This is a genomic window from Desulforhopalus glucosivorans (assembly GCF_054397165.1).
Genome location: NZ_AP044854.1, coordinates 3,183,068 through 3,204,054 on the forward strand (window position 1 = coordinate 3,183,068; position 20,987 = coordinate 3,204,054).

The window sequence follows — 20,987 nt, forward strand, 5'->3', positions numbered from 1 at the left end:
TGAGTTGAGGTACATTCATTGTTTCTGGTAATTCACAAGGTACGTATCCCGTTTATCGGGGTTAGTTATATGATAATGAGATGATAGATGAATAAACTACTACCCACCCTAACAGTACTTTCTCTTTTGATTATCTGCTGCACTGTTACCTATGCAAAAGATGCTCAGGTTCCCATCTCCATCGCAGGGATCAGCCTTGGAAGTAATGTGACAGCGTATCCTGAGATAATTGATTCAAACTTCATGAAGGAAGTGGTGGTAACTGACTGGCACGGCTTTAGAAAAGGTGTTATTTCCTATGGCATCTGCCTTAATCAAGATGTTATCCTTAAAATTGATATGAAGTATGAGGATAAGAGTAAAAAGTTTTACAACAAATTGCTCAAAAAGATAAAATCTACCTATGGAGATCCTGATACCTGGAGTGGAGACTCATTTGGTCTAAAGTATATCTGGAAATGGCATTTCACTGACAAAAATGATGATAGAGTCACGCTCAAATTGCAGTATAATAGTAAAGATTCCAATGAAACCATTGGTAATATGATCAAACTATCCTACCCAGACAAAATCGCAGATGAACGTCGATGCTTTATGGATATGTGTGAAGAAAGTAGGGAAGGTTTTGATACTGGTCGCCTTGAAGAACTCAAAAAGAGCGACTGGTCCCATCTTATTCCCGCCCCACAAAAGTGATTGATTCACTCACCAAACATACTATTGCGATCGGCTGGAATGGCTTGCGTCTGCAATCTCCCCAGAATTGGGAGGTAATTGTTTCAGAACCAGAACATCTGGTGTTTGAAGAGGACTTTGAGCCCGTTCTCCAGATTCGCTGGAAGACAATTGGTCCATTAACCGATAAAAACTGGTCTAAAAAAAGTGCAGAATGGTGGAACAACCTTGGTCTCACAAGCAAAGAGACTGCTCTTCCGGCAGAAATGCTGCCTCTAAACGACACCTACACCCACGTTCGCTACTTCCGTGGAAAAGGCCCAATGGAAAGTGGTGGCGTATGTTACTGCAGTCAGTGTAACACCGTTGTTATTTTTCAACTACTCAGCACAACAACCACTGCGCTGACAAAAATATCTCAAACCCTCAGCTCCATATGCTGCCATGGTTTTAAACAGACACTATGGCAGATTCAGGACTTTTCTATTCAGACGCCATTAGAGGTACAGCTCACGGACTATACCTTTAAGGCTGGGCTCAGTCGCTTATCCTTTAAAGCAAATAACTACACCCTGCAAATATGCAGATTAGGTCAGGCCGCAACACGACTTGCAGAAGAATCTCTTCAAAGCACCTTACTCACCCTAGCAGGCACGCGAGAATTGCAGACAGAATTGTCTTCAGATAATATCAGCTGCCACGCCTCACGTTGTCCGAGCCTGGGCAAACAAATATTACTTAGAATGCGAAAAGAGAAACCCTTTATAGAAGCTAGAATATGGCAAGTAGTCAAACATGACAGGCTTCTCGCTTGTTTAATCTCTTCCACTCGCCCAATTTCTGAAGACGATGTGAATTACTGTTATGAAACTTTTAAGATTGTTTAGACGTAAAACTACAGTTCCCCCAGAAGAGCCAAAGGTAACCCGTACAGAATCCCTCGCCTGTGTTCCCGCACGTGTGCCTTCAATTAGCTGGGATGAAGATGAGGCTCACAAGGTGATTATCGAGTACCCGCTTGCCATCAAACCATTTTTTATCAGTATCGCTAAAAAGTTTAACAAGGGCGAGGAGCAGAGACTCACAAAGAAACTTCAACTAGACAACATTGGCAGCAGGGTTTGGCTGATGCTTGATGGAGAAACAGATGTAAAAACCATTATCAAAAAAATAGCTCCACCTGCTGGATTAACCCTTCAAGAAGCTGAGGTTTCAGTGACAACTTTTTTGCGTGAACTTGGACGGCGTGGTCTTATCGTAATTAAATTTCCTGTGCCTTGATCTCTAACAATACTATCGTTTTAAATATATCCCTTATTGGCTGTTTCTGGGGTACTGTCTTCCCTCATGCCTGGCGACATCGACGCTCACTCATTGAGGCGATCCAAAGAAGAACAGGAAGAATCCTAAGTTGCAGGATTTCTTAAATGGTTGACCTTAGCCAAGGCTAACCTCGAGAATAAAATTGTCGGGTTTATCCGCAACTTCTCTGGCACCTTGATTCTATCCCAAAATACCATCATGTTTCGGTGCTCATGGACAAGGCCTGATCTTGGAATGCTTGTTTGGTTTTAGGTTTTCCAGGTATTTTGTTGCTTTTATTTACAGGAAAAAATCAAATTAGAGGCGTTGACATTGCTGTTGTGATCTGATCAGGCAAGCTACGATAGTCAATGTTCTGGAATCATCTTTTTCTGCATAATCCATTACAAACAACCGCAAAAACGTTGCGGTTGTTTGTATGTTGCTAGTAACCAGATAGAATACTATTTGTTGTCGTGGAAATTAGTAGCATACTTAGATGCCCATGCTTTGTCTCTACTGCTATGACAGCTTAGGCAGGTATATTCCACAGTGACAAAACCCTTTGCATACGTTGCTTTTTTCCCATTTTTCTCAACTTCTTTGAACATGTTGGCGTCAGCTGCCGTATTAATCTTTACAATGTGTGTACGTACATCGCCAGTATAGCTGGCAACACTTATTGCCGACTTGCTGGCCTTTGGCATATGACACTCAATACATTCAGTACCCTGCTTGCCGTGTAACGTCTTAGCATAGTTTACAGAGATGTCCTCATGGCAATCAGCACAGAGGTTCTTTTTAACGAGAATAGCACGCTCATGGGGATTATGACATTCTACACAAGAGAGGTCTCCATGAGCACCTGCTTTCAATTCATTAATCTGCTCATGATGACGAATAAACCCGCCCTTTGCTGGAGGTTCTGGCCCGGTACCACCTCGTTGGTGGCACTTACCGCATAAATCTACCTCAGTGACTTTGTTTATAGTCTCTTTAACGGGATTCCGGAGATGCTCCATTCCGGGACCATGGCATTCCTCACAAGTGATTCCATCTTCCGCCCATGTGCCGATCATTCCCGGCATATTGTCTTGATTCCCTTCCTTTGAATATGCAGTCATATGGCAGGGACCGCACTTATAAGGTTTCTTCTCTCCTTTATGGTAGAATGACCAACTCCCATCTTCCAGGTTGTACTGAGTCTTTGCTTCAGAGCCATCTTTGGCTGATGTAATTATGTATCCTTCCTTGTCGATAAACCGGGCCTTTTTGACCGCTCCTCCAATAACGTAAGAGATATCATCCCAGCTGTATCCTGGCGGCAGAGGTAACTTTGCGTACCTTGCTTTTTCGACTTTGCGAAGTTTCCATGGATGCCCTGAAGCCTGCCATTTATTAAACTGTTCAGCATGACATTCAAAACACTTTTCTGAGCCTACATAATCATCTGCCAGTGCTGTAGATAATGTAAAAATACAGAAAATTGACAGAGTAAACAGAAGCAGTTTCGTTCTCATACAGTCCTCCCTTTGAATGATATATGTTAACAGGTCCTTACGACACTGTTTGTCGACAATATTAGAACAAGAGACGGAGAGTGGTGTAGCTTAGCTTGCCACTTTTGTGGCACCCTTCCTACATTAACACCTCTCATTATATCAGCTGCTGTTATGAATTGAAACAGTGGAATTGATACTATAAGCTTGTTCTCCTGAAAGTAGATCTGCTTATTTGTATGGAATGTTCAGAAATGGAGCAACTTCATGATAGACAATGCCAAAGAACATCTACCTCTGTGATGTTGAAGCACAGCTGTTTTTTTGTTGTTTAAAACGATTTCATTAACAGAGTTTGCAGTTAACATTGCCAGATTGAAAGTACCAGATTTGGTTCCATGCTCATGCTTGACCTTGTTCCTGTACATCGCCGATTTTGAGTCTCTGGTCGGTAATCATTTCCTATCCTCTCCTTTCCGGAAGAGATACAAGAATAGTCTACAATTGCGACCCAGTTGATTATTGGAAAGATGCAGTTGGGCAAGTTCAACTATTATTAAGTTAGATTAGAAATAGTTATCTTGTTCGGTTCCTAAAAATATCGTAGCGTTCTTTTCTTGTTTTTGATCGTTTCACTCACTATAGAAGATCCTCACACACTCAACAAAGCTGTTCCTAGCAACACTCTCAATGAGAATTACTAAAATTATTTTAGTAATGTCTGCATCAAACAATACACAACCCTTGACTAACTAAAATTATTTTAGTAAACTTCACCCATAACTACAAAACTAAAGGTGTGGAGCAATTCGTAATGAAACCGTCTGAAAAATGCAAGGCCGAGGGCCTAAAAAGCCTGGTTGAACTGTCTGAGATAATCGGTGAGAGCGTGCAGACTCTTAACAACTGGTACAAACACAAGCCAAAAGTCTTTGATGCCGTGCTTATGTGGGCTGTCCAGCATCAACAGCTAAAGGAGGAAATGAAGATTACGGCAAGAGATTTTTCTACCGGTGAATTAGTCAACTTGACCGCGAAACTTACAACAGAGCATTTAACATCAAAACATGGCCAGCCGGTTATGATAATAAAAGAATGGGGTGCTGGGATCATGAGTTATGACAATTGGAAAATGGCCACTTGCGTTGTTACTGATCCAGGTAGCCAGGAACAGCAAGAGCTTTTTATAAAATGGGTTCAGACGGATTTGCAGCAAAGGATAGATCGTTTAAAAACGACAGCAATGATGAAAGCAAGAGAACGGATGGGGCCGGTTGAATTGGTTAATTGGTGGGCTACCTTTCAGGAAAATGTCCTTAAAAAGGGTAAGTTTGAGGATCTTGATGAAGAAATACAAACTCAAATCCTGGAATGGGAGGCTTCCCCTTACGAAATTATCAACCCATGAAATTGTGGTAATAATATCAGATATTTTATTCCTCTAACACAGGGAGAATAGTATGAAGAACAAAACCTTTACCTTCGCACCACTGAATAAGAACTCGGCCATTCTACGAGTATTTTTCCTTCTCGTGGGCGTCATGCTGATAATCACGGGTTGTAGCAAACTTTACTATTACGTAGACTTTCGATTGATGGGCGTTGAGACGTCTGGAATAATTGAGCATCCAGCTACCACTACGGTTCTTGGCGGCAGACCTCTCATTCGATACGAGGATGGTTTAGGTAAAACACATGAGTTCAGAAGCAAAGCGAAAACTCATTGGTTCACCAAGCCTCAGAAAGGAGAGTCGTTAAGTATCATATATAAAAGAAAAGAAGGTCAAAGCGCGATTGCAAATAACTTGTTGTATTACGTTATTGGCCCGATCGGTTTCATGGTAGTTGGCTGTTTCTTTTTGTTACAGGCTATTTACTTAAAAAATAAGTTTGGCATTTTTCCTGTCAGACCTCTACAAAAGATCAGCCATTGATTGTTTCTAATCATGCTCACTTTGCTTCATTTTTGAAAGGTACAGGAAAGGATGACATGGCAGTATTATGTAATCTGGCCTTGAAGGTTAGCCCTGGCAGTATCACATTCCTTCATGCCTTACTCAGTTAATACTATTCCTGTTCTTCTTTGGATCATGTCACCCCTAAGTTGCTCCATGCTATGAACATTGAATGGAAGAGAGTACTTTCATATCAGAAACCAGTTACAATACACCCATTTTATGAGCGAGAAATTGCAAATCATCCCAGGTTGCGCGTTTCATTTCAGGATTTTGTAAGAGATAACTGGGGTGATAGGTTGTAAGAACAGATGTTTTTTCATTGCCTCCGAGGGAATAATCATGGAGTTTACCACGCAGTCGTGACAACGACACTGAACGCTCAAGAACAGCCCTTGCTGCAACCATACCCATTGTGCAAATAAACTCAGGTCGAAGTAGTAGGATCTGTCGTTTCAGATAGCTGACACATGCCTGAACATGCTTTGCCTGGGGCGGTTTCTGTTCAGATACCGCACATTTTATTACGTTGGTTATAAATACCTGTTCCGCTGGGACCTTCATTGCATCTAACATCCGAAACAGCATCTGATCCTGCTGGAGCCCAAAGAGAAGATTTTCGTTCGCGGGCCCCGAGCCTGAAAGGGACAACCAATCGCCGACAATCATAAGTCGAACCGGCTGAGTACCACGCCCCGCGACGGGATACACTCTCTTTTCATGTAAATCACACGCACTACAGCAAGCTACTTCTTTTTCTATATCACCTAAGGTATATGACAAATCCTCTGATGTACTCTGAAGAACAGGTGTTTGTTCTTTTACAACAGGCTTTGCAGTTGCACTCCTCGTTATTTCTGTTGTCCCAAGCACAGAAGCAGGCACCGGAGGTCTACTACTCAGAAAGTCACGAATATCATCATTTATGACAACCGGGCCTAGCCCAATCTCGTCGTGATATCGTAAAAGTGACTCGAGACCTGCGTAAAAATCGAGGTTTTTATCCCCCATATATGCACCTCAACAGAGTCAGGACAGAGCATATATGACATCTCTTACACATCATCATTGAGCTGTAAAAGGAAACAAAAAGATATCCCACTCTTCACTAACATCAGGTTTTTCACCCTGGAATACACCGAAATAGTTAAAGCAGTAAGCTACACTTCCAGGGGCTACCGGTATAGTCTTGTCAATTTTCAGTTTATTAGGAGCAAAAGTGCGATAACTAAAAAAAGGACTAACATCCACCGTTTGTAACACAACTCCTTCCGCATCCAACCAGTTTAACTTAAGAAAAAATTTCAACATTATGGGAAACGAATCAGTGAGACTCCTGTCAAACTCCAACTCTCCTTTAAACCGTGTTTCAACATCACTTCCTGACAGAGTGTACTTCACTTTAAGGTCTTTATTATCAAGCAAACCTTCCTCATTGTCAGTTCCCTTATAGACAATGCGACTCTCTTCACTCGCAACGGACCCTACTTCAGGGACGATATAAGCAGCACATCCACCAAGAAATAGACCACACAGACCAAGTATAAGCAGCACATTCAATTGGATTTTCATAGCCTCAATTCCCACCGGGGGAAACCTCAAAATATAGTAGATGATTATTTTCATTCGTCTAAAAGTAACTATAATTACCAATCAACGTAAAAGAGGACAATAATTTCTTGAAAAAAAAGGGAAAATCAAAGCCATTTTATACATTTTTTGGTAATTATTGAACCTATGATTATTTATGCTCTATAGAAGATTATTGCTGTTATCTCATCTCGGCAAATGGGAATAAAGCTGGGTTAAGTACGATTATGATTGGTTTAAGTGTCAAATTTCAAACCCATCTACAGTTTTCTCGGAATCTGGGCTACCTATCTTTTATGACAAAATTTCTGAAGTAAGGCACCAAATAGCATTTAAAATAACAAAGCGGGGTATCACTTTGACAAAAGAAGAATTTAGTCTTGCAAGAAAAAAACTTGAAAAGACTCAAAAACAACTCGCCCAACTCCTCGGGATGTCTCTAAAAACCATCCATAGTTACGAACAAGGATGGCGCACAATCCCCACTCATATAGAACGACATTTATACTTTTTGCTCATCAATCAACGCGGACGTAAAGCCAGCCTCAAACCATGTTGGGAGCAGAAGACCTGCAATATAAAAGATCAATGTCCTGCCTGGGAGTTTCAAAGCGGGCATCTGTGTTGGTTCCTGAGTGGAACTCTATGCGAATGCACTCTTGATACCACTCAAAAAGACAAGCTGGAAATATGTAAAGAGTGCAGCATATTTACCAACCTACTATCGTAGTGGTTACAGCGCTTACAGGACCTCTCTTTTCTGAGGTGTATTAATGGAATTGGAGTAGATGGATATGCCGATTTACGAGTACAAATGTAATGATTGCAACGAGGTGTTCGAAATATTGAGCACCTCAGCTAAAGACAACAAAAAAGTAGTGTGTACAAAGTGTGGTAGTGAAAATGTAACAAAGCTCATTTCTGCAGGTTCACCTGTCTCCCTTACGCCTGCTGGCTGTGGTGGCAATTCGGGATTTTCCTGAGCTTCGTAAGATACCGGCTCCGGGTGAGCCGGCTAACACGTATGATTTCAGCTAGGGGCCAAATATTTTTTGGCCCTTTTGCTTTGGTTACTCTTCTTTATCTTTTTTAGAGTGTTTAGATTTTCTGGTAAAATCGTATACCTTCTCATTAGGCTTCAACAGGTTATACTTTTCACGTGCAAGCTGTTCCAGATAATCAGGGTCAGTCAGCAGTCTGTCAATTTCTGCCTGCAGCTCCATGTTGGCCTTCTGCAAAGAAATTGTTTGGGCCTGAATCCGTTTCAACTCTGATTTTTTGCTCATATAAGAGACGATTCCAAGACCTGGAGCAAAAAAAATCCAGAGTAGTGCACCGCACACAATGAGAAACACGATTTTTTTTACCCGTGCCTTCTCCTGTTCAGCCGATTTATGGGACGGTCTTGGTCTCTTATTTCTATTTGCCATAATATTTTCAACTATGTCTACAACACAACCTATTTGTTTAATCAGCAGCTGCCTGCTTGGTCTCTGCACCCGTTATGACGGTAAAATCAAACAGTACCCTGAAGCGCTATCGGAACCTTCTGGCACCATATTTATTCCTATTTGTCCCGAACAACTTGGAGGCCTGTCAACTCCCCGGGAAGCCGCTGAACTTACTGGTGGAGATGGGAAGGATGTACTCCAAGGCACTGCACAAGTTACCACCAAAAGCGGGACCGATGTCACAGCACAGTTTATTCTAGGAGCAAAACAGGCTCTACAAATAGCTCAACTACAGCATATTGATAAAGCTATACTAAAATCTCGTAGCCCCTCATGCGGAGTAACAGGAAATATCGGTGTTACTGCGGCCCTTTTTAAGAGTCACGGGATAATAACCATCGAAATTGATTAGTGCCTTACTCCTAAAAACCTGTCATAAAAAACAGGTAGCGTAGACTCCGAGAAACTCAGGAATTGTTTTTGAAATCCTAAGGTTAGTCTTATCGCCGGATAGTGAATGGAGTGAGACCTTCGTGGCACTTATCCCGTTTATCGGGGTAGCACACATAAACCATTAGCAAAAGGCTCAAACGTCTTACTGTTCTATATTCTGAGTATCCTTCGTTGGCTCAAAACGAAGCACCTTCAGTATGACTATACCAGATTCATAGAGAAGGTATAAGGGGCCACCCATAAGCAACATATTTACAATATCCGGGGTTGGAGTCAAAAGTGCCGATAAAATTGCGATGAGGAGTACTGCATATCGCCTGTTCTTTTCAAAAAACTCCCTTGAAAAAACACCCACCTTTGCTGAAAAGACCATGAAAATAGGTAACTCAAAGATCGTTCCAAAGGCGAGTATAAAAATTGTAACAAAATTAACAAACTTACCGACCGATATAACTGCTCTCAGCTCCTCTGAACCGAAGCCGAGGAGAAATTTTATTCCAAAGGGAAGTGTAATATAATAACAGAAGACAGTTCCCGCATAAAACAATAGGCAGGTAAAGAAAATAAAGAAAAACAGTTGTCCCCCGTCAAGCCCAAACGGTTTACCCATGGCCCGCCACAAAACGGTCATAAACCACGGCATGATAAGATAGACCGAGGCAAACAGTGATAATTTTACATGGGCCAGAAAAGGTCCAGCCACAGAAAAGAAATATAATTTATCTGCAAGATGCTGTTGTACAAAATGAAGAAGCTGTGGCGAGAGAAAGAACACAGCCAGAGTCAGGCAGGCAAGGACTAAGGCCAGATTACGAATCGATTTTCGTAATTCCCCTACAAATGAAATAATTTTTTCGTGTGCGGCCATGGAAAGATAAGGGTGTTCCGGGTAATTTGTTACGTCTCTCTTGGGACAGATAAGATTGGACGGTTACACATCAGAAGGCTAACGTATCAGAAGGATGTTAAAATTGCAATTTGATAGAGGTTGATTTCACCCTTCAGCCATGCTAAACATGAGTTTTTCTAATACCAAGCTCTGTTTGTGAACAATTTCCAACTTGAAAAGTGCAGCACGGTACAGAAATTATCCCTGATTCTCAAAATCTGACCATAGCTCAAGTAACTGAACTTAAAGTAGACTTATTCAAAATCAACCAGACAAAACGATATGCTCGAATTACGATTTATACGCGAAAATCTCGAACTAGTAAAAGACAAATGTGTCAAAAGAGGAATGGACACTTCACTCGTCGACAACTTTGCCACCACCGATAAAAAAAGGTTGGCCCTGCTATCCGAGGTAGAAACGCTCAAAGCTGAAAGAAACAGAGTTTCTGGTCAAATTGCTGAGCTAAAAAAAGGTACCGATGATCAGAAGAAAGAAGCTGATCCGCTCATCATTGAAATGCGAGAGACAAGTCAGCGTATTAAAGAAAAAGATGTAATCCTGGGCGAGATTGAAGAAGATCTGAAAAAGATTGTTATGTCTATTCCTAATCTTTGTGACGACAGTGTACCTGTTGGCCAGGATGATACAGACAACATAGAAATACGAACCTGGGGTGAAAAACCATCCTACTCTTTTACCCCAAAGCCTCACTGGGAAATCGGAACTGATCAGGATATTATCGATTTTGAAACTGCAGCCAACATTGCAGGAGCACGGTTTGCACTCTTAAAGGGTTTTGCATCAAAGCTTGAACGCGCTCTGATCAACTTCTTTCTCGATCTCCATACCCAAAAGCATGGGTATACTGAAGTGTTGCCACCCTTTCTTGTCAACTCTGCCTCCATGACAGCAACGGGCCAACTGCCAAAATTTGAGGAAGATCTCTTCAAAATTAAAGATTGGGATCTGTATCTTATCCCCACCGCTGAAGTCCCTGTAACTAATATTCACCGGGATGAAACCATCGCTGAAAAAGATCTACCCATTAAGTACACCGCATACACCCCATGCTTTAGATCCGAGGCGGGAAGCCATGGCCGTGATACGAGAGGGCTGATCAGACAACATCAGTTTGACAAGGTAGAGCTCGTAAAATTTACTACCCCCGAAACCTCAGAGCAGGCCCTTGAAGAGCTTTTATCAGAAGCGGAGACAGTACTCCAGCTCTTAGGCCTCCATTACCGTGTAGTTAATCTATGCAGCGGCGACCTTGGTTTTTCTTCATCTAAGACCTACGACATTGAAGTCTGGTTGCCAGGCCAAAACGCCTATCGTGAGATATCTTCCTGCTCTAACTTTCTTGATTTTCAGGCTCGACGTGGCAGTATCAGATATCGCCCTGATGGACAGAAGAAATCCAAACTGGTTCATACATTAAACGGATCCGGCCTTGCAGTGGGCAGAACCCTGCTCGCTATTCTCGAGAATTATCAGCAGGAAGATGGGACCATCAAAATTCCAGAAGTTCTCCTGCCTTATTTCGAAACCCGTTTCTAATTTAAGAGCTGGAAACGACTCAACAGAAAAAGCCATACAATCATAGCGATTGTATGGCTTTTCTTTTCAATATTCCCTATAGGAAATTATTTTCCTGACGTATCCTCGAATTTGCCTAAGCGAATACGAACCTCAATTTCCTCCAAATTATCATTACACTTGAGGGTCTTCACGAACCCTTCAATAGTTCCAGCAAGCGCCTCTTGAATATACTCTTTTATTGGTATCTTATTTCCGTTGACCAGTAGCGCAGTTTTTTCCCCACCATATTTTTTAGTAAGAAATCGTTTTTGGATAAAGAGTGCAATTTCCCTTGCCTCGTCGAGCCTGAACACATAATCACCGGCAACTCCTTCGATGTTAGTGGCCACTGCAATGACACCATGGACCTCATCCCGTAACTTCTGATCATTGTTTCTAAATACTTCGATCTTAGGTATTTTTCGGGCCCTTTTAAAGCCCTCACCTATCACAATATCAACATCGGGAAAATATCGGTGGGCAAGCGTACGAAGGGACAGATCGCTTTTACCAGTCTGAAGAATCATCTGGTCTGGAGCCACCAACATTACACTGTCGGCTCCAGCCTTCTTATGTTTAAAGGTATCAGTGCCCTCTGTATCAAAGGCAATTCCAGAAGCGCTGGAAGATTTGATGACAGCAACCCGGTAGCCAAGATTTTTCAACTCAGTTACCACCTGACAGACGAGGGTTGTCTTACCACTATCGTGCCAGCCAATAAACGAAACAATCGAGGACATCATTCACCCCTGAATAAGAGAAGACTTCATATGGATGAGCCTTTTGAAAAAGTGGACTTTCGTAAGCAGCTCGGATATCGAATACAATTTTATGACTATATATATACGATTATATTCTAATTTCGCAATCTATTCAGAGAATCAGATATTCTGGACTATGGAGTGTATTATATATCAGCAAGAGCTGCGAGGGCGGCAACCAGCTTTTCAAGATCTGGTCGCACGTTAATATCAGTTACAATTATTTCCCGGACTACTCCCTCTTTATCTATGAAAATCAACGCTCTTTCAGCAGTACCATCCGAGCGCAAAACCCCATATTCTGAAGCCACTCCCCCATGGGGCCAAAAATCAGAAAGAACCTTAAACCAGAGCGGTCCCATCTGTTGTACCCATGCATGAAGAGTTGGAATATTATCAACAGTTATCCCAAGTAGAACCGTGTCATATTTTGAAAAGATAGACTCAGCAATATTATAACCAGGCCACTGATCTGAGCAAACAGGTGTCCAGGCAGCAGGCACAAAGGAAAGAACAACATTCTTTTTATTTTTAAACTGGGCAAGACTGATCCATTCACCGTCAATGGATTTAAGCCGAAAGGAAGGGGCTGGATCTCCAACAGAGACATTAAGCTCACTATCAATTGGCTTAAGTGCACCAGGATCATAAATATAGTCCAGCTGTGTGACGTTTTTAGCAAAACAAACGCTCTGTCCCATGAAAAAAGCAGACAGACACAGTAGTAAACTCACAATGTATTTCATGGATTCCCCTCCCCTGAAAAAGCCTACAACCCACTATTTTTGATCATATCCAACAAAAAATCCTCAGCACTGTAAAAGCCGCCGGAATTTCTAATCACGTTTACAGGTGGGTTTGAATCTTTTAATTTATATGCTACAAAACCTGGTGTTCCCTCTCCACCCAACGCCTTATACATACTCATATCCTTATCTGGAAAAAGTGGAAATTTAACATCATAGGTTGAAGCAAAATGTTCAACTTCAAACTGTGAATTAGATGCTCCTAAACCGATAATTTTAATTTTCAGCCCTCTATTCTCCCCCTCTTCCATGAGATGGTATAACTGGTTAACAAGAGGAGCCTCTTTCTGGCAAAACGGGCAGTACATACTAAAGAGTTCTATCACCAGTATGTCTGCATCGATATCGCTCATTTTAAACTGCTCACCTGCTCCCTTAGTCAGACCAAGATATGTGCGGTGTGTTGCGTTTTCAGGTGCAGCGAGCATCAACTCAGGCAGAGTTGAATCATCCTTACTCTCAGCGGCGAAAGCCTGACTGTTAAAAGCAAAACAAACACTGACTAAACAGCAGAAAATCAAATTTTTCATCATCACCCCATGTTCATTAAGTTTTTAGTATCTTATTTTGAGCAGTTCACCTTAGAGAAACGGTTCTAACACTATAATACCACTTTCAACTCATGCAGAACTTATGCGTAAATTCTCATCAACAGTATCCCAGCTTATCTGCTACCAGTGGATTTCAACAGTGTTATAAAAAGAAAGGGGCTGATAATCAGATCGATCATCAGCCCCTCTCACACTACACCAAAACTATGGCCATAAATTATAGCTCATACTTGTGAAGACTATGGAGAATATCCACTTCATGCTTAGGCTTATAACCAGTTTTAATAGAGTCAAGCGAGCCCGCAATAGCAAAAACAGACATGTACACATGGGTCAGGTAAAATGCAACAATACCCATACCAAGTACATTGTGAACAATGGTCAGCAATCGAACGGTTTCAATGGATGCTCCCATTCCCCAAATGATATATCCGGTGAAAGCCATGATACCACCACCAAAAATTGCAAACCAAAAATACATCTTCTGACCTGCATTAAATTTAGCAGCCGGTACAGGTACTTTCTTTTTGCTGAGATACCCACCCACAATAAACATCCATTTAATATCGTGGAGCTGAGGCAGCATATCTTTAAGCCACATAAGAAACATCAACACACATGGCAGTGCGAAGACAATGGCAGAAATAAGATGGGTGTACCTTGCAAGGCGTATCAAGGTCCCACCACCAAGAAAACTGCCAAAAACTATCATAAGTCCTGTGATAACCAATAGTGAAAAACTAATGGCTGCAACAAAATGGACTATTCGTGCATACAATGAAAAAAAGTAAATTTGTGGTCCATCATGGTCAAAATGTTTTGCACCAATGATCAGATAATGAAGAGCAAAAACCACTGGCACCGCTGTTATGATGACCAGAAAAATCTTCCAGAACCACTCACTTTGTAAAAAGGTAAATAACTGACCATATTCCTGCCAGTTTCCCGTTACCACACCAATAAGGTTGTGGTAATAATCAGCCGACGACCCCGCTGCATAATTAGCGAGAGCCCCACCATCCTGGGCAGACACTGATGTAGCTATTCCTGCCACAAGAAACAATGTTAGCAGGAACACAGAATGTACTAATCTCTGCATGATACGCTCCTGTAAAAGCAAGGCCTTCCCCCTACCTTAACAGGTAGAGAGAAGACCAGCCTTTGATTAAGACAAATGTCTGTAGTTATTCTTTGTACGCCTTATTCCAGCCCCAGGCATTTACACCTGATCCACGCTGGAAAACACGTTCGCGATACACGTCAGCTACAACATCCGCATCACCTGCCAAAAGTGCTTTAGTTGCACACATTCCAGCACAAAGAGGTACCTTGCCTTCCGCTATACGGTTCTGGCCATAGAGATGTTTTTCTTCATTACTGAAATTCTCTTCAGGTCCACCGGCACAGAATGTACATTTGTCCATTGCTCCCCGTGCGCCAAAAACGTTACCCTTAGGAAACTGTGGTGCGCCAAATGGACATGCCATAAAGCAATAACCACAACCGATACAGGTTTTCTTGCTCACAAGAACAATCCCGTCGTCCCGTTGATAAATTGCATCAACCGGACAGACCGCGATACATGGTGCATCAGCACAATGCATACAGGAAACAGAGATTGATTTCTCACCAGGTTTGCCTTGATCAAGGGTGATTACACGCCGACGGTTTACACCTACCGGCACATGGTTCCCTTCCTTACAGGCGACGACACAGCCACTACAATCAATGCAGCGCTCAACATCACATAAAAATTTAACTCTTGCCATTTCAGATCCTCCTCATCAGGCCTTAGCTATCTTACACAGGCCATCTTTGGTTGCCTGAATCTGTGTAATAATGTCATATCCATAATTGGTTACCGTATTTCCAGACTCACCGGAAACAAACGGTGCGGTACCCTCTGGATAATTATCGACATAGGATTTACCCTGCAATATGCCTGCAAAGTGATACGGCAGGAAGATTGTTTTATCGTCAACCCGCTCGGTCAAGAACGCCTTAACCTTAATCTTGGTGCCTTCAGGCGAGGAGATCCAAATCATCTCTCCATCTCTGATACCAAGGTTATTTGCAAGACGTGGATTCACCTCAGCATACATTTCCGGCTGGAGTTCTGCCAGATACTGATTAGAACGGGTCTCAGCGCCTGCACCCATATGCTCAACCATACGACCGGTGGTGAGAACATAAGGGAATTCTTTAACAAGCTCAGGATTCTGTTCACTTTCGAATCGAGTATCAACGCGGTAGTGATTTTCCTGATCCTTGTATGTTGGATATTTGGCAACGAGATCAGGACGCGGAGAATGCAGCGGCTCACGGTGGACAGGCACCTGATCAGGGAAGTTCCAGACAACACAACGTGCACGGGCATTTCCAAATGGAGCCATACCTTTAGCGATGGCTTCTTTTAGAGTTTTCTGGGACAAATCAGTCTTCCAGTTAGTCCCTGGTACAACATCCTTAAACTCAGGATAACCACCCTGAACTTCACTACCAGGATTACAAACGCCCTTAGCTGCAAGCTGATCTTCGACTCGACCAGAGGAGTCGTAGGTTTTCTCTACGCCAAAGCGGTTTCTAAATGGCAGGCCACCTTCGGCTACCGGTTTAGAGACATCATAGAGAATTGGGGTACCCGGATGTTCATCAGTCCAACATGGCCAAGGCATTCCATAATACTCACCATCACATGGACCACCTTTTGCCTGGAGATCATCAATATCAAAAGTATGCCAGTTCTCCATGTGCTTTTTGATACGCTCAGGAGTCTGACCGTTGTATCCGATGGTCAGGGAACCACCACCAAGCTCACGGGTGATATCTTCAGGAACTTCCTTGATGTTCTTGTAAAACTCATCCGCAAAGCCCAACTTTTTAACCAGCATTTCCATGATCTGGTAATCGTCTTTTGAGTTGTGAACAGGATCAACAACCTTATGACGCCACTGGATCTGACGGGAAGTGGACGTTACACTACCGGAAGTCTCATACTGGCTTGCACTTGGAAGCAGGTAGATATTATCACTCTCACAAGCGGCAGCAGTCATTGTTGGGAATGGATCCACAACAACAAGAAGATCAAGCTTGTCATACGCCTCTTTTACCTTGGCATATTGAGAGTTGGAGTTCGCACCACAACCCCACTGAAATACTGCCTTGATGGGAGTATACTGATGAATCTTCTCGTTCCCGAGAACACCCTCATACCATCTTGATAGGGTGAATCCTTTCTTGTTCATCCAATCTTTTTCTTTAAAGCGTCCAACCATCCACTCATAATCTACGCCCCATACACGGCACCAGTGCTTCCATGCGCCATCGGAGAGACCATAGTAGGCTGGTAAACTGTGGGAGAGGATACACATATCTGTTGAACCCTGAACATTGTCATGGCCACGGAAGATATTAGTACCACCACCTGACTTACCCATGTTACCGAGTACCAGCTGAAGGATACAGAAACTACGGGTAATGGAACTACCGATTGAGTGCTGGGTTCCACCCATACACCAGGTAAGACTTGTAGGACGGTTCATGGCAAGAGTCTTGGCCACACGAACAGTCTGCTCAGCTGGAATACCGGTGATATTTTCTACTTCTTCAGGAGTGTAGGTCTCTGCAACCTTTACCATCTCCTCAAAACCTGCAACACGAGTTCTGATGAACTCTTTGTCTTCCCAACCATTTTTTACAATCACATGGACCAGACCCATCATAAATGCGGCATCTGAACCGGGTCGTACACGAACATACTCACTCGCTTTTGCAGCAAGCTTAGTACGACGTGGATCGACTACGATAATTGGTGCATTATTTTTTTCCTTGGCATGAAGAACATGCTGCATGGAAACCGGATGTGCTTCCGGTGCGTTTGAACCGATAAAGATCATACTCTTGGCATGTCTCATATCGTTCAAGCTGTTAGTCATTGCTCCGTAACCCCAAGTATTGGCGACACCTGCCACCGTTGCGGAGTGTCAGATTCGGGCCTGGTGGTCTACGTTGTTCGTCCCCCAGAACGCAGCAAATTTTCTATGCTGATACGCCATCTCTGTGGAGACTTTTGCGCTGCCGTTGAAGTGCAGTGCGTCAGGTCCATCATTTTCACGGATTGAAAGCAGCTTATCACCAATCTCATTCATCGCCTGATCCCAGGTGATATTGGTCCACTTACCGCCCACTTTTTTCATTGGGTTCTTCAGACGTTTTGGGCTCGTAACCATATCGATGGCACCAGCACCCTTACAGCAATGTGCGCCGTAGGATACAGGATGATCAGATGCGATTTCCTGACGTACCCAGACACCATTATGTACTTCGGCTTCAATACCACAACCAACCGCACAGTAGGTACAGATTGTCCGTACAGTTTTAGAACCGGCATACGGTTCAGTTTTGCCGGCAGCATGCGCCTTCGTGGTCATCTTAGTGGTCATCGCCACACCGGTGAGCGCAGCAGTTGCAGCCGACAACTTCAGAAAAGATCGCCTGGCGACCTTTGGATTGAGAGTCACCCTGCGACCGGTTGATACACCAGCTCCAGAGGAAGTCTTTAGTTTACTTCGGGCCATTGATTATTCTCCTATTGAAAGAACACTTTTAACGTAAAGTTTTGTAATATTTCTTAAAACTCTCACTCTCGTGATAAAGCGTTTCGTCCGAACGATCAACCGCCGTTACAGTCTTCGCCTTCACGGGTTTGACAATGGCCGCAGTTCCAACGACAGCTGCAGTTCCTGCCAGGATGTGCTTGAGGAATGATCGCCTCTTGCCCTCTTCCTTTTTCATATACAACCCTCCTTTTAATCTCGTTATACAACCCAAGCGGTTCATGTTACACCTTCCATGCTCCGCACATTCAACTCAACCCGGCAAACGAGATATTTGCCCGGGTTGTACGACATAATGCTAAAGTTCTTTAGTGAATTTCGAGACAGAACACCGAGATGACTGGCATAACGAAATTCATTGGCGTATCGAATGAATTTCTACGCCACTAAGCTCTTCTCCAGATCAAGGTAGCCTCCCAGGACCCTGCAACAGAGATAGTAAAAATCGCACTGCTTATTATCCTTGAGCTGTGCTGTAAATTTTTCAGCAAACGGCTCCAAAAACTCTCCGAGCAGTCTTGCCTGCAGTTCTTTTATTTTTGCTCCGGAATCAGTCTTTTCCTCTTCGACCAGGGACGCAAAGGTGTCCAGCATCACCACAAGTGAATCTTCCGGCTCTGAGATATCGTCTTTTTTTACAATACCCGCCTCATCCATAAGACCGCGAAACTCAACAAGTGCGGTGCTATAGCTTCGCCCATTAAAATAGTAGGAGGCGTTGCTCTCAATATTGGCACCTTCAAACGGATCAGTGAAAAGGTTGTAGTACTCAGACTGTATATCCTCGAGATTCTTCTCATTCAAAGCCCTTGATATTTCCTGAACAGCGCTATCAAAACGTGGACTAATCTGTTCTGTACAGAGTGCAGAAAAGGTTCCCCTCCATCTGCTCATTTTTTCAGAATCAGGCTCTTCCACAAAAAAGGACTTAACGAGATCGATAAATCTCAAACGTATGCGGACCAACTCAGTATCATTCATTTCATTCATAGTTATTCCGCCTCAAAAAGTTTAACGACCCTGCAGTCTTCACAGTATTCAAAATGACTCGTATCCACAGACTCTTTCTCCTGAAGAATCTTCATAACCCTGTCGTAGGCCTTTTTCGTACCAAAAACCTTACCGCATTTCTTACAGGCCATTGGCTCGGCATGGGCCAGGGTGACACCCCTAAAAAAATCAGTGTTTAAAGTAAAATGAGGAGATATAGAAAGTGCATTTTCTGGACAAACCCGAACACACAGGCCACAACCAACACAGAGTGTACCCACGTGATTAAGATTCAATTCAGTGGTATCTGCCTGCATAGCACCTATCTGACAATCATTGAGACAGGCCATACACTGGGTACAACGATCGGTATTACAGCTTACTGTAGCAAAAGGGACATAACCCTCGGGTGCAAGACGCACCTCTTTACCACTTCCAGCAGAAAGACCAGCCAAAGCTTCAGCCAGGGCCTGTCTGCGATGAACAAATGATTTTTCACTTACAGTGTGGCTAAAAAATGGCTCAGATTGCTTCTGTGCTTCCCCGGAAAACTCAGCCACACTACAGCTTACGATCGCATCAGTCACACCGTAGAGTTTTTCAGTAAGGAGTGTTGCAAACTGAAGCTGCTTCTTATACTGTCCGGCTCCTGCAACAGGCTCGATCTTATCAAGGACTATTATCCTGCGAACACCCTGACTCAAGAGGCGCAGAAAATGAAAAAGGGAAAGACTGCCAACATTGTCAAATTCGAGAAACAGTAGGTTCTCATAGACAGAACCCTGCTGGTGCCACCATAACTTGTGCAGTGATTCTTCGTCACCAAGCACTAGGGTTCCACCTGTCGGAAGATCCACCCCCGCAGTATATTCCACAAAGGCAGCATCACTAAAACGCTCATTCTGCAGGGCACCAGTAGGACAGGCAGCCACACAGGCCCCGCACTCTTCGCACTGCAAAGCATCAATCACAACACCTTGAGGGCCCTGGGACACAGCCCCATGAACGCAGCTTGAAACACAGAGATCACAACCATGACCAAGCTTTGCGCTGTACTGACATATACTTTTATTATTGGTGATAACTTCATCAATCTGGCAAGGGAAAAGGCGCGAAAAGTAGGCTGTGAGATCTTTCTCAAAAAAGACTGACTGGGTCTTTGCAGGTAGCTCTGTCTCAATGTTCCCGAGGAGCAGAACAGCCGGAAAATCGGCAACCTCGTTGATCGCCCCATGGATATCAATTGCGTCAGCAGCACAAACCTTTTCGCACTCCTTGCAAAAGGTGCACTGATCATAATGTACAAATAAATTTTCAGTGATACAGGATTCCGGACAGCTCATCCCGCAGGCCCCACAGTAGGTACACTTTTCAAAATCGACGGCAGAACGTACCTGATACTCCAACTGACAACCATCACTACGGCTATCAAACTCCAGGCTGGTTACTGTTGGGAAATCAGGGTCATACCCTTTGGTAAGCAGAGGGGTAATTTCCAGTAGACCACTGTAGGTATCAAGAAAATTTCGAAGAAGAGTAACGTCATCGCTCACAACACACAGTCTTGTATCGACATCAACCGTATAGCTGCGATAATTTACGCTGTTTTGTCTATGGAGCTCAGCTTCTGCTATGGTTTTAAGTTCTTGTGCAGTAGTGGTCGTAAGAGCGTGATTGATAAAAAGTGTTGGTGACAGAGGAAAACCGCTTTCAGGCGATATGGATGAAAAGCCCCCGGCAAGCAGCGTGGATTTTCCCTGATCTGGAGAAAAACCATTACCGGGGCGGAGATTGACTTCAGATATCAGGAGTTCGGGCGCATCCGAACCTTCCTGTACCAGCATACACGTGGAAAAAAGCTTATCCAT

The 20,987-nt window shown here is 43.3% G+C and carries 23 protein-coding genes; 9 read left to right on the forward strand and 14 right to left on the reverse strand.

Annotated elements, in window-relative coordinates:
* Positions 1–87 precede the first annotated feature (87 nt).
* From ACX6CI_RS13765 to ACX6CI_RS13775, 3 genes are read left to right on the forward strand one after another with little or no spacing between them, the layout of a single operon-like run.
* Positions 88–696, forward strand: a complete 609-nt coding sequence (locus ACX6CI_RS13765) for a hypothetical protein (RefSeq protein WP_458774218.1) — start codon at positions 88–90, stop codon at positions 694–696.
* A complete protein-coding gene (locus tag ACX6CI_RS13770) occupies positions 693–1,562 on the forward strand; it encodes a hypothetical protein (RefSeq protein ID WP_458774219.1) in 870 nt (289 codons plus the stop codon). Before ACX6CI_RS13765 ends, ACX6CI_RS13770 begins: the two co-directional genes overlap by 4 nt.
* Positions 1,540–1,956: a PqqD family protein gene (locus tag ACX6CI_RS13775; RefSeq protein WP_458774220.1), complete on the forward strand. Its 417-nt coding sequence runs from the start codon at positions 1,540–1,542 to the stop codon at positions 1,954–1,956. The genes ACX6CI_RS13770 and ACX6CI_RS13775 overlap by 23 nt, the downstream gene beginning before the upstream one ends.
* Positions 1,957–2,441: 485 nt before the next feature.
* Here ACX6CI_RS13775 and ACX6CI_RS13780 read toward each other — a convergent pair whose 3' ends face one another.
* Positions 2,442–3,497 carry a cytochrome c3 family protein gene (locus tag ACX6CI_RS13780; RefSeq protein WP_458774221.1) on the reverse strand — a complete coding sequence of 352 codons (1,056 nt, stop codon included), beginning with the start codon at positions 3,495–3,497 and terminating at the stop codon, positions 2,442–2,444.
* 868 nt (positions 3,498–4,365) lie between these two features.
* On the opposite strand from ACX6CI_RS13780, the gene ACX6CI_RS13785 reads away from it, so the two are divergent.
* Entirely contained in the window at positions 4,366–4,884 is a 519-nt protein-coding gene (locus ACX6CI_RS13785) for a hypothetical protein (protein ID WP_458774222.1), read from the forward strand.
* A gap of 52 nt (positions 4,885–4,936) precedes the next feature.
* Complete coding sequence (locus ACX6CI_RS13790; RefSeq protein ID WP_458774223.1) at positions 4,937–5,410, forward strand: hypothetical protein; 474 nt, start codon at positions 4,937–4,939, stop codon at positions 5,408–5,410.
* A gap of 225 nt (positions 5,411–5,635) precedes the next feature.
* On the opposite strand, the gene ACX6CI_RS13795 is transcribed toward ACX6CI_RS13790, so the two are convergent.
* Both ACX6CI_RS13795 and ACX6CI_RS13800 read right to left on the reverse strand, forming a co-directional pair.
* Positions 5,636–6,442 carry a uracil-DNA glycosylase gene (locus tag ACX6CI_RS13795; RefSeq protein ID WP_458774224.1) on the reverse strand — a complete coding sequence of 269 codons (807 nt, stop codon included), beginning with the start codon at positions 6,440–6,442 and terminating at the stop codon, positions 5,636–5,638.
* 54 nt (positions 6,443–6,496) lie between these two features.
* The gene (locus ACX6CI_RS13800) at positions 6,497–7,003 is read right to left on the reverse strand and encodes a hypothetical protein (protein ID WP_458774225.1); all 507 of its coding nucleotides are present in this window, start codon (positions 7,001–7,003) and stop codon (positions 6,497–6,499) included.
* A 376-nt stretch (positions 7,004–7,379) separates the two neighbouring features.
* Here ACX6CI_RS13800 and ACX6CI_RS13805 point away from each other — a divergent pair, with 376 nt between their 5' ends.
* The gene (locus ACX6CI_RS13805) at positions 7,380–7,751 is read left to right on the forward strand and encodes a helix-turn-helix domain-containing protein (RefSeq protein WP_458774226.1); all 372 of its coding nucleotides are present in this window, start codon (positions 7,380–7,382) and stop codon (positions 7,749–7,751) included.
* Between the two features lie 64 nt (positions 7,752–7,815).
* Positions 7,816–8,004, forward strand: coding sequence for an FmdB family zinc ribbon protein (locus ACX6CI_RS13810; RefSeq protein ID WP_458778468.1), 189 nt, complete (start codon positions 7,816–7,818; stop codon positions 8,002–8,004).
* Positions 8,005–8,091: 87 nt separating this feature from the next.
* On the opposite strand, the gene ACX6CI_RS13815 is transcribed toward ACX6CI_RS13810, so the two are convergent.
* Positions 8,092–8,451: an FtsB family cell division protein gene (locus ACX6CI_RS13815; RefSeq protein ID WP_458774227.1), complete on the reverse strand. Its 360-nt coding sequence runs from the start codon at positions 8,449–8,451 to the stop codon at positions 8,092–8,094.
* Positions 8,452–8,464: 13 nt separating this feature from the next.
* On the opposite strand from ACX6CI_RS13815, the gene ACX6CI_RS13820 reads away from it, so the two are divergent.
* Entirely contained in the window at positions 8,465–8,884 is a 420-nt protein-coding gene (locus ACX6CI_RS13820; protein WP_458774228.1) for a 2-thiouracil desulfurase family protein, read from the forward strand.
* A 183-nt stretch (positions 8,885–9,067) separates the two neighbouring features.
* On the opposite strand, the gene tatC is transcribed toward ACX6CI_RS13820, so the two are convergent.
* Complete coding sequence (gene tatC / locus ACX6CI_RS13825; protein WP_458774229.1) at positions 9,068–9,793, reverse strand: twin-arginine translocase subunit TatC; 726 nt, start codon at positions 9,791–9,793, stop codon at positions 9,068–9,070.
* Positions 9,794–10,096: 303 nt separating this feature from the next.
* On the opposite strand from tatC, the gene serS reads away from it, so the two are divergent.
* On the forward strand, positions 10,097–11,374 hold the full coding sequence (serS, locus tag ACX6CI_RS13830) for a serine--tRNA ligase (protein ID WP_458774230.1): 1,278 nt from the start codon (positions 10,097–10,099) through the stop codon (positions 11,372–11,374).
* 86 nt (positions 11,375–11,460) lie between these two features.
* Here the strand turns inward: serS and mobB are convergent, their stop codons facing one another.
* From mobB to ACX6CI_RS13875, 9 genes are all read right to left on the reverse strand, one after another.
* Complete coding sequence (gene mobB, locus ACX6CI_RS13835; protein ID WP_458774231.1) at positions 11,461–12,138, reverse strand: molybdopterin-guanine dinucleotide biosynthesis protein B; 678 nt, start codon at positions 12,136–12,138, stop codon at positions 11,461–11,463.
* Positions 12,139–12,302: 164 nt separating this feature from the next.
* Positions 12,303–12,902: a redoxin domain-containing protein gene (locus tag ACX6CI_RS13840; protein WP_458774232.1), complete on the reverse strand. Its 600-nt coding sequence runs from the start codon at positions 12,900–12,902 to the stop codon at positions 12,303–12,305.
* A gap of 23 nt (positions 12,903–12,925) precedes the next feature.
* Positions 12,926–13,495 carry a peroxiredoxin family protein gene (locus tag ACX6CI_RS13845; RefSeq protein ID WP_458774233.1) on the reverse strand — a complete coding sequence of 190 codons (570 nt, stop codon included), beginning with the start codon at positions 13,493–13,495 and terminating at the stop codon, positions 12,926–12,928.
* Between the two features lie 235 nt (positions 13,496–13,730).
* Positions 13,731–14,612, reverse strand: coding sequence for a formate dehydrogenase subunit gamma (locus tag ACX6CI_RS13850; protein WP_458774234.1), 882 nt, complete (start codon positions 14,610–14,612; stop codon positions 13,731–13,733).
* Positions 14,613–14,697: 85 nt separating this feature from the next.
* The gene (gene fdh3B / locus ACX6CI_RS13855) at positions 14,698–15,282 is read right to left on the reverse strand and encodes a formate dehydrogenase FDH3 subunit beta (protein ID WP_458774235.1); all 585 of its coding nucleotides are present in this window, start codon (positions 15,280–15,282) and stop codon (positions 14,698–14,700) included.
* A gap of 15 nt (positions 15,283–15,297) precedes the next feature.
* The gene (locus tag ACX6CI_RS13860; protein ID WP_458774236.1) at positions 15,298–18,090 is read right to left on the reverse strand and encodes a molybdopterin-dependent oxidoreductase; all 2,793 of its coding nucleotides are present in this window, start codon (positions 18,088–18,090) and stop codon (positions 15,298–15,300) included.
* Between the two features lie 28 nt (positions 18,091–18,118).
* Complete coding sequence (locus ACX6CI_RS13865; RefSeq protein ID WP_458774237.1) at positions 18,119–18,307, reverse strand: twin-arginine translocation signal domain-containing protein; 189 nt, start codon at positions 18,305–18,307, stop codon at positions 18,119–18,121.
* 200 nt (positions 18,308–18,507) lie between these two features.
* Positions 18,508–19,119: a TorD/DmsD family molecular chaperone gene (locus ACX6CI_RS13870; RefSeq protein WP_458774238.1), complete on the reverse strand. Its 612-nt coding sequence runs from the start codon at positions 19,117–19,119 to the stop codon at positions 18,508–18,510.
* 2 nt (positions 19,120–19,121) lie between these two features.
* Positions 19,122–20,987, reverse strand: a complete 1,866-nt coding sequence (locus ACX6CI_RS13875; protein ID WP_458774239.1) for a 4Fe-4S binding protein — start codon at positions 20,985–20,987, stop codon at positions 19,122–19,124.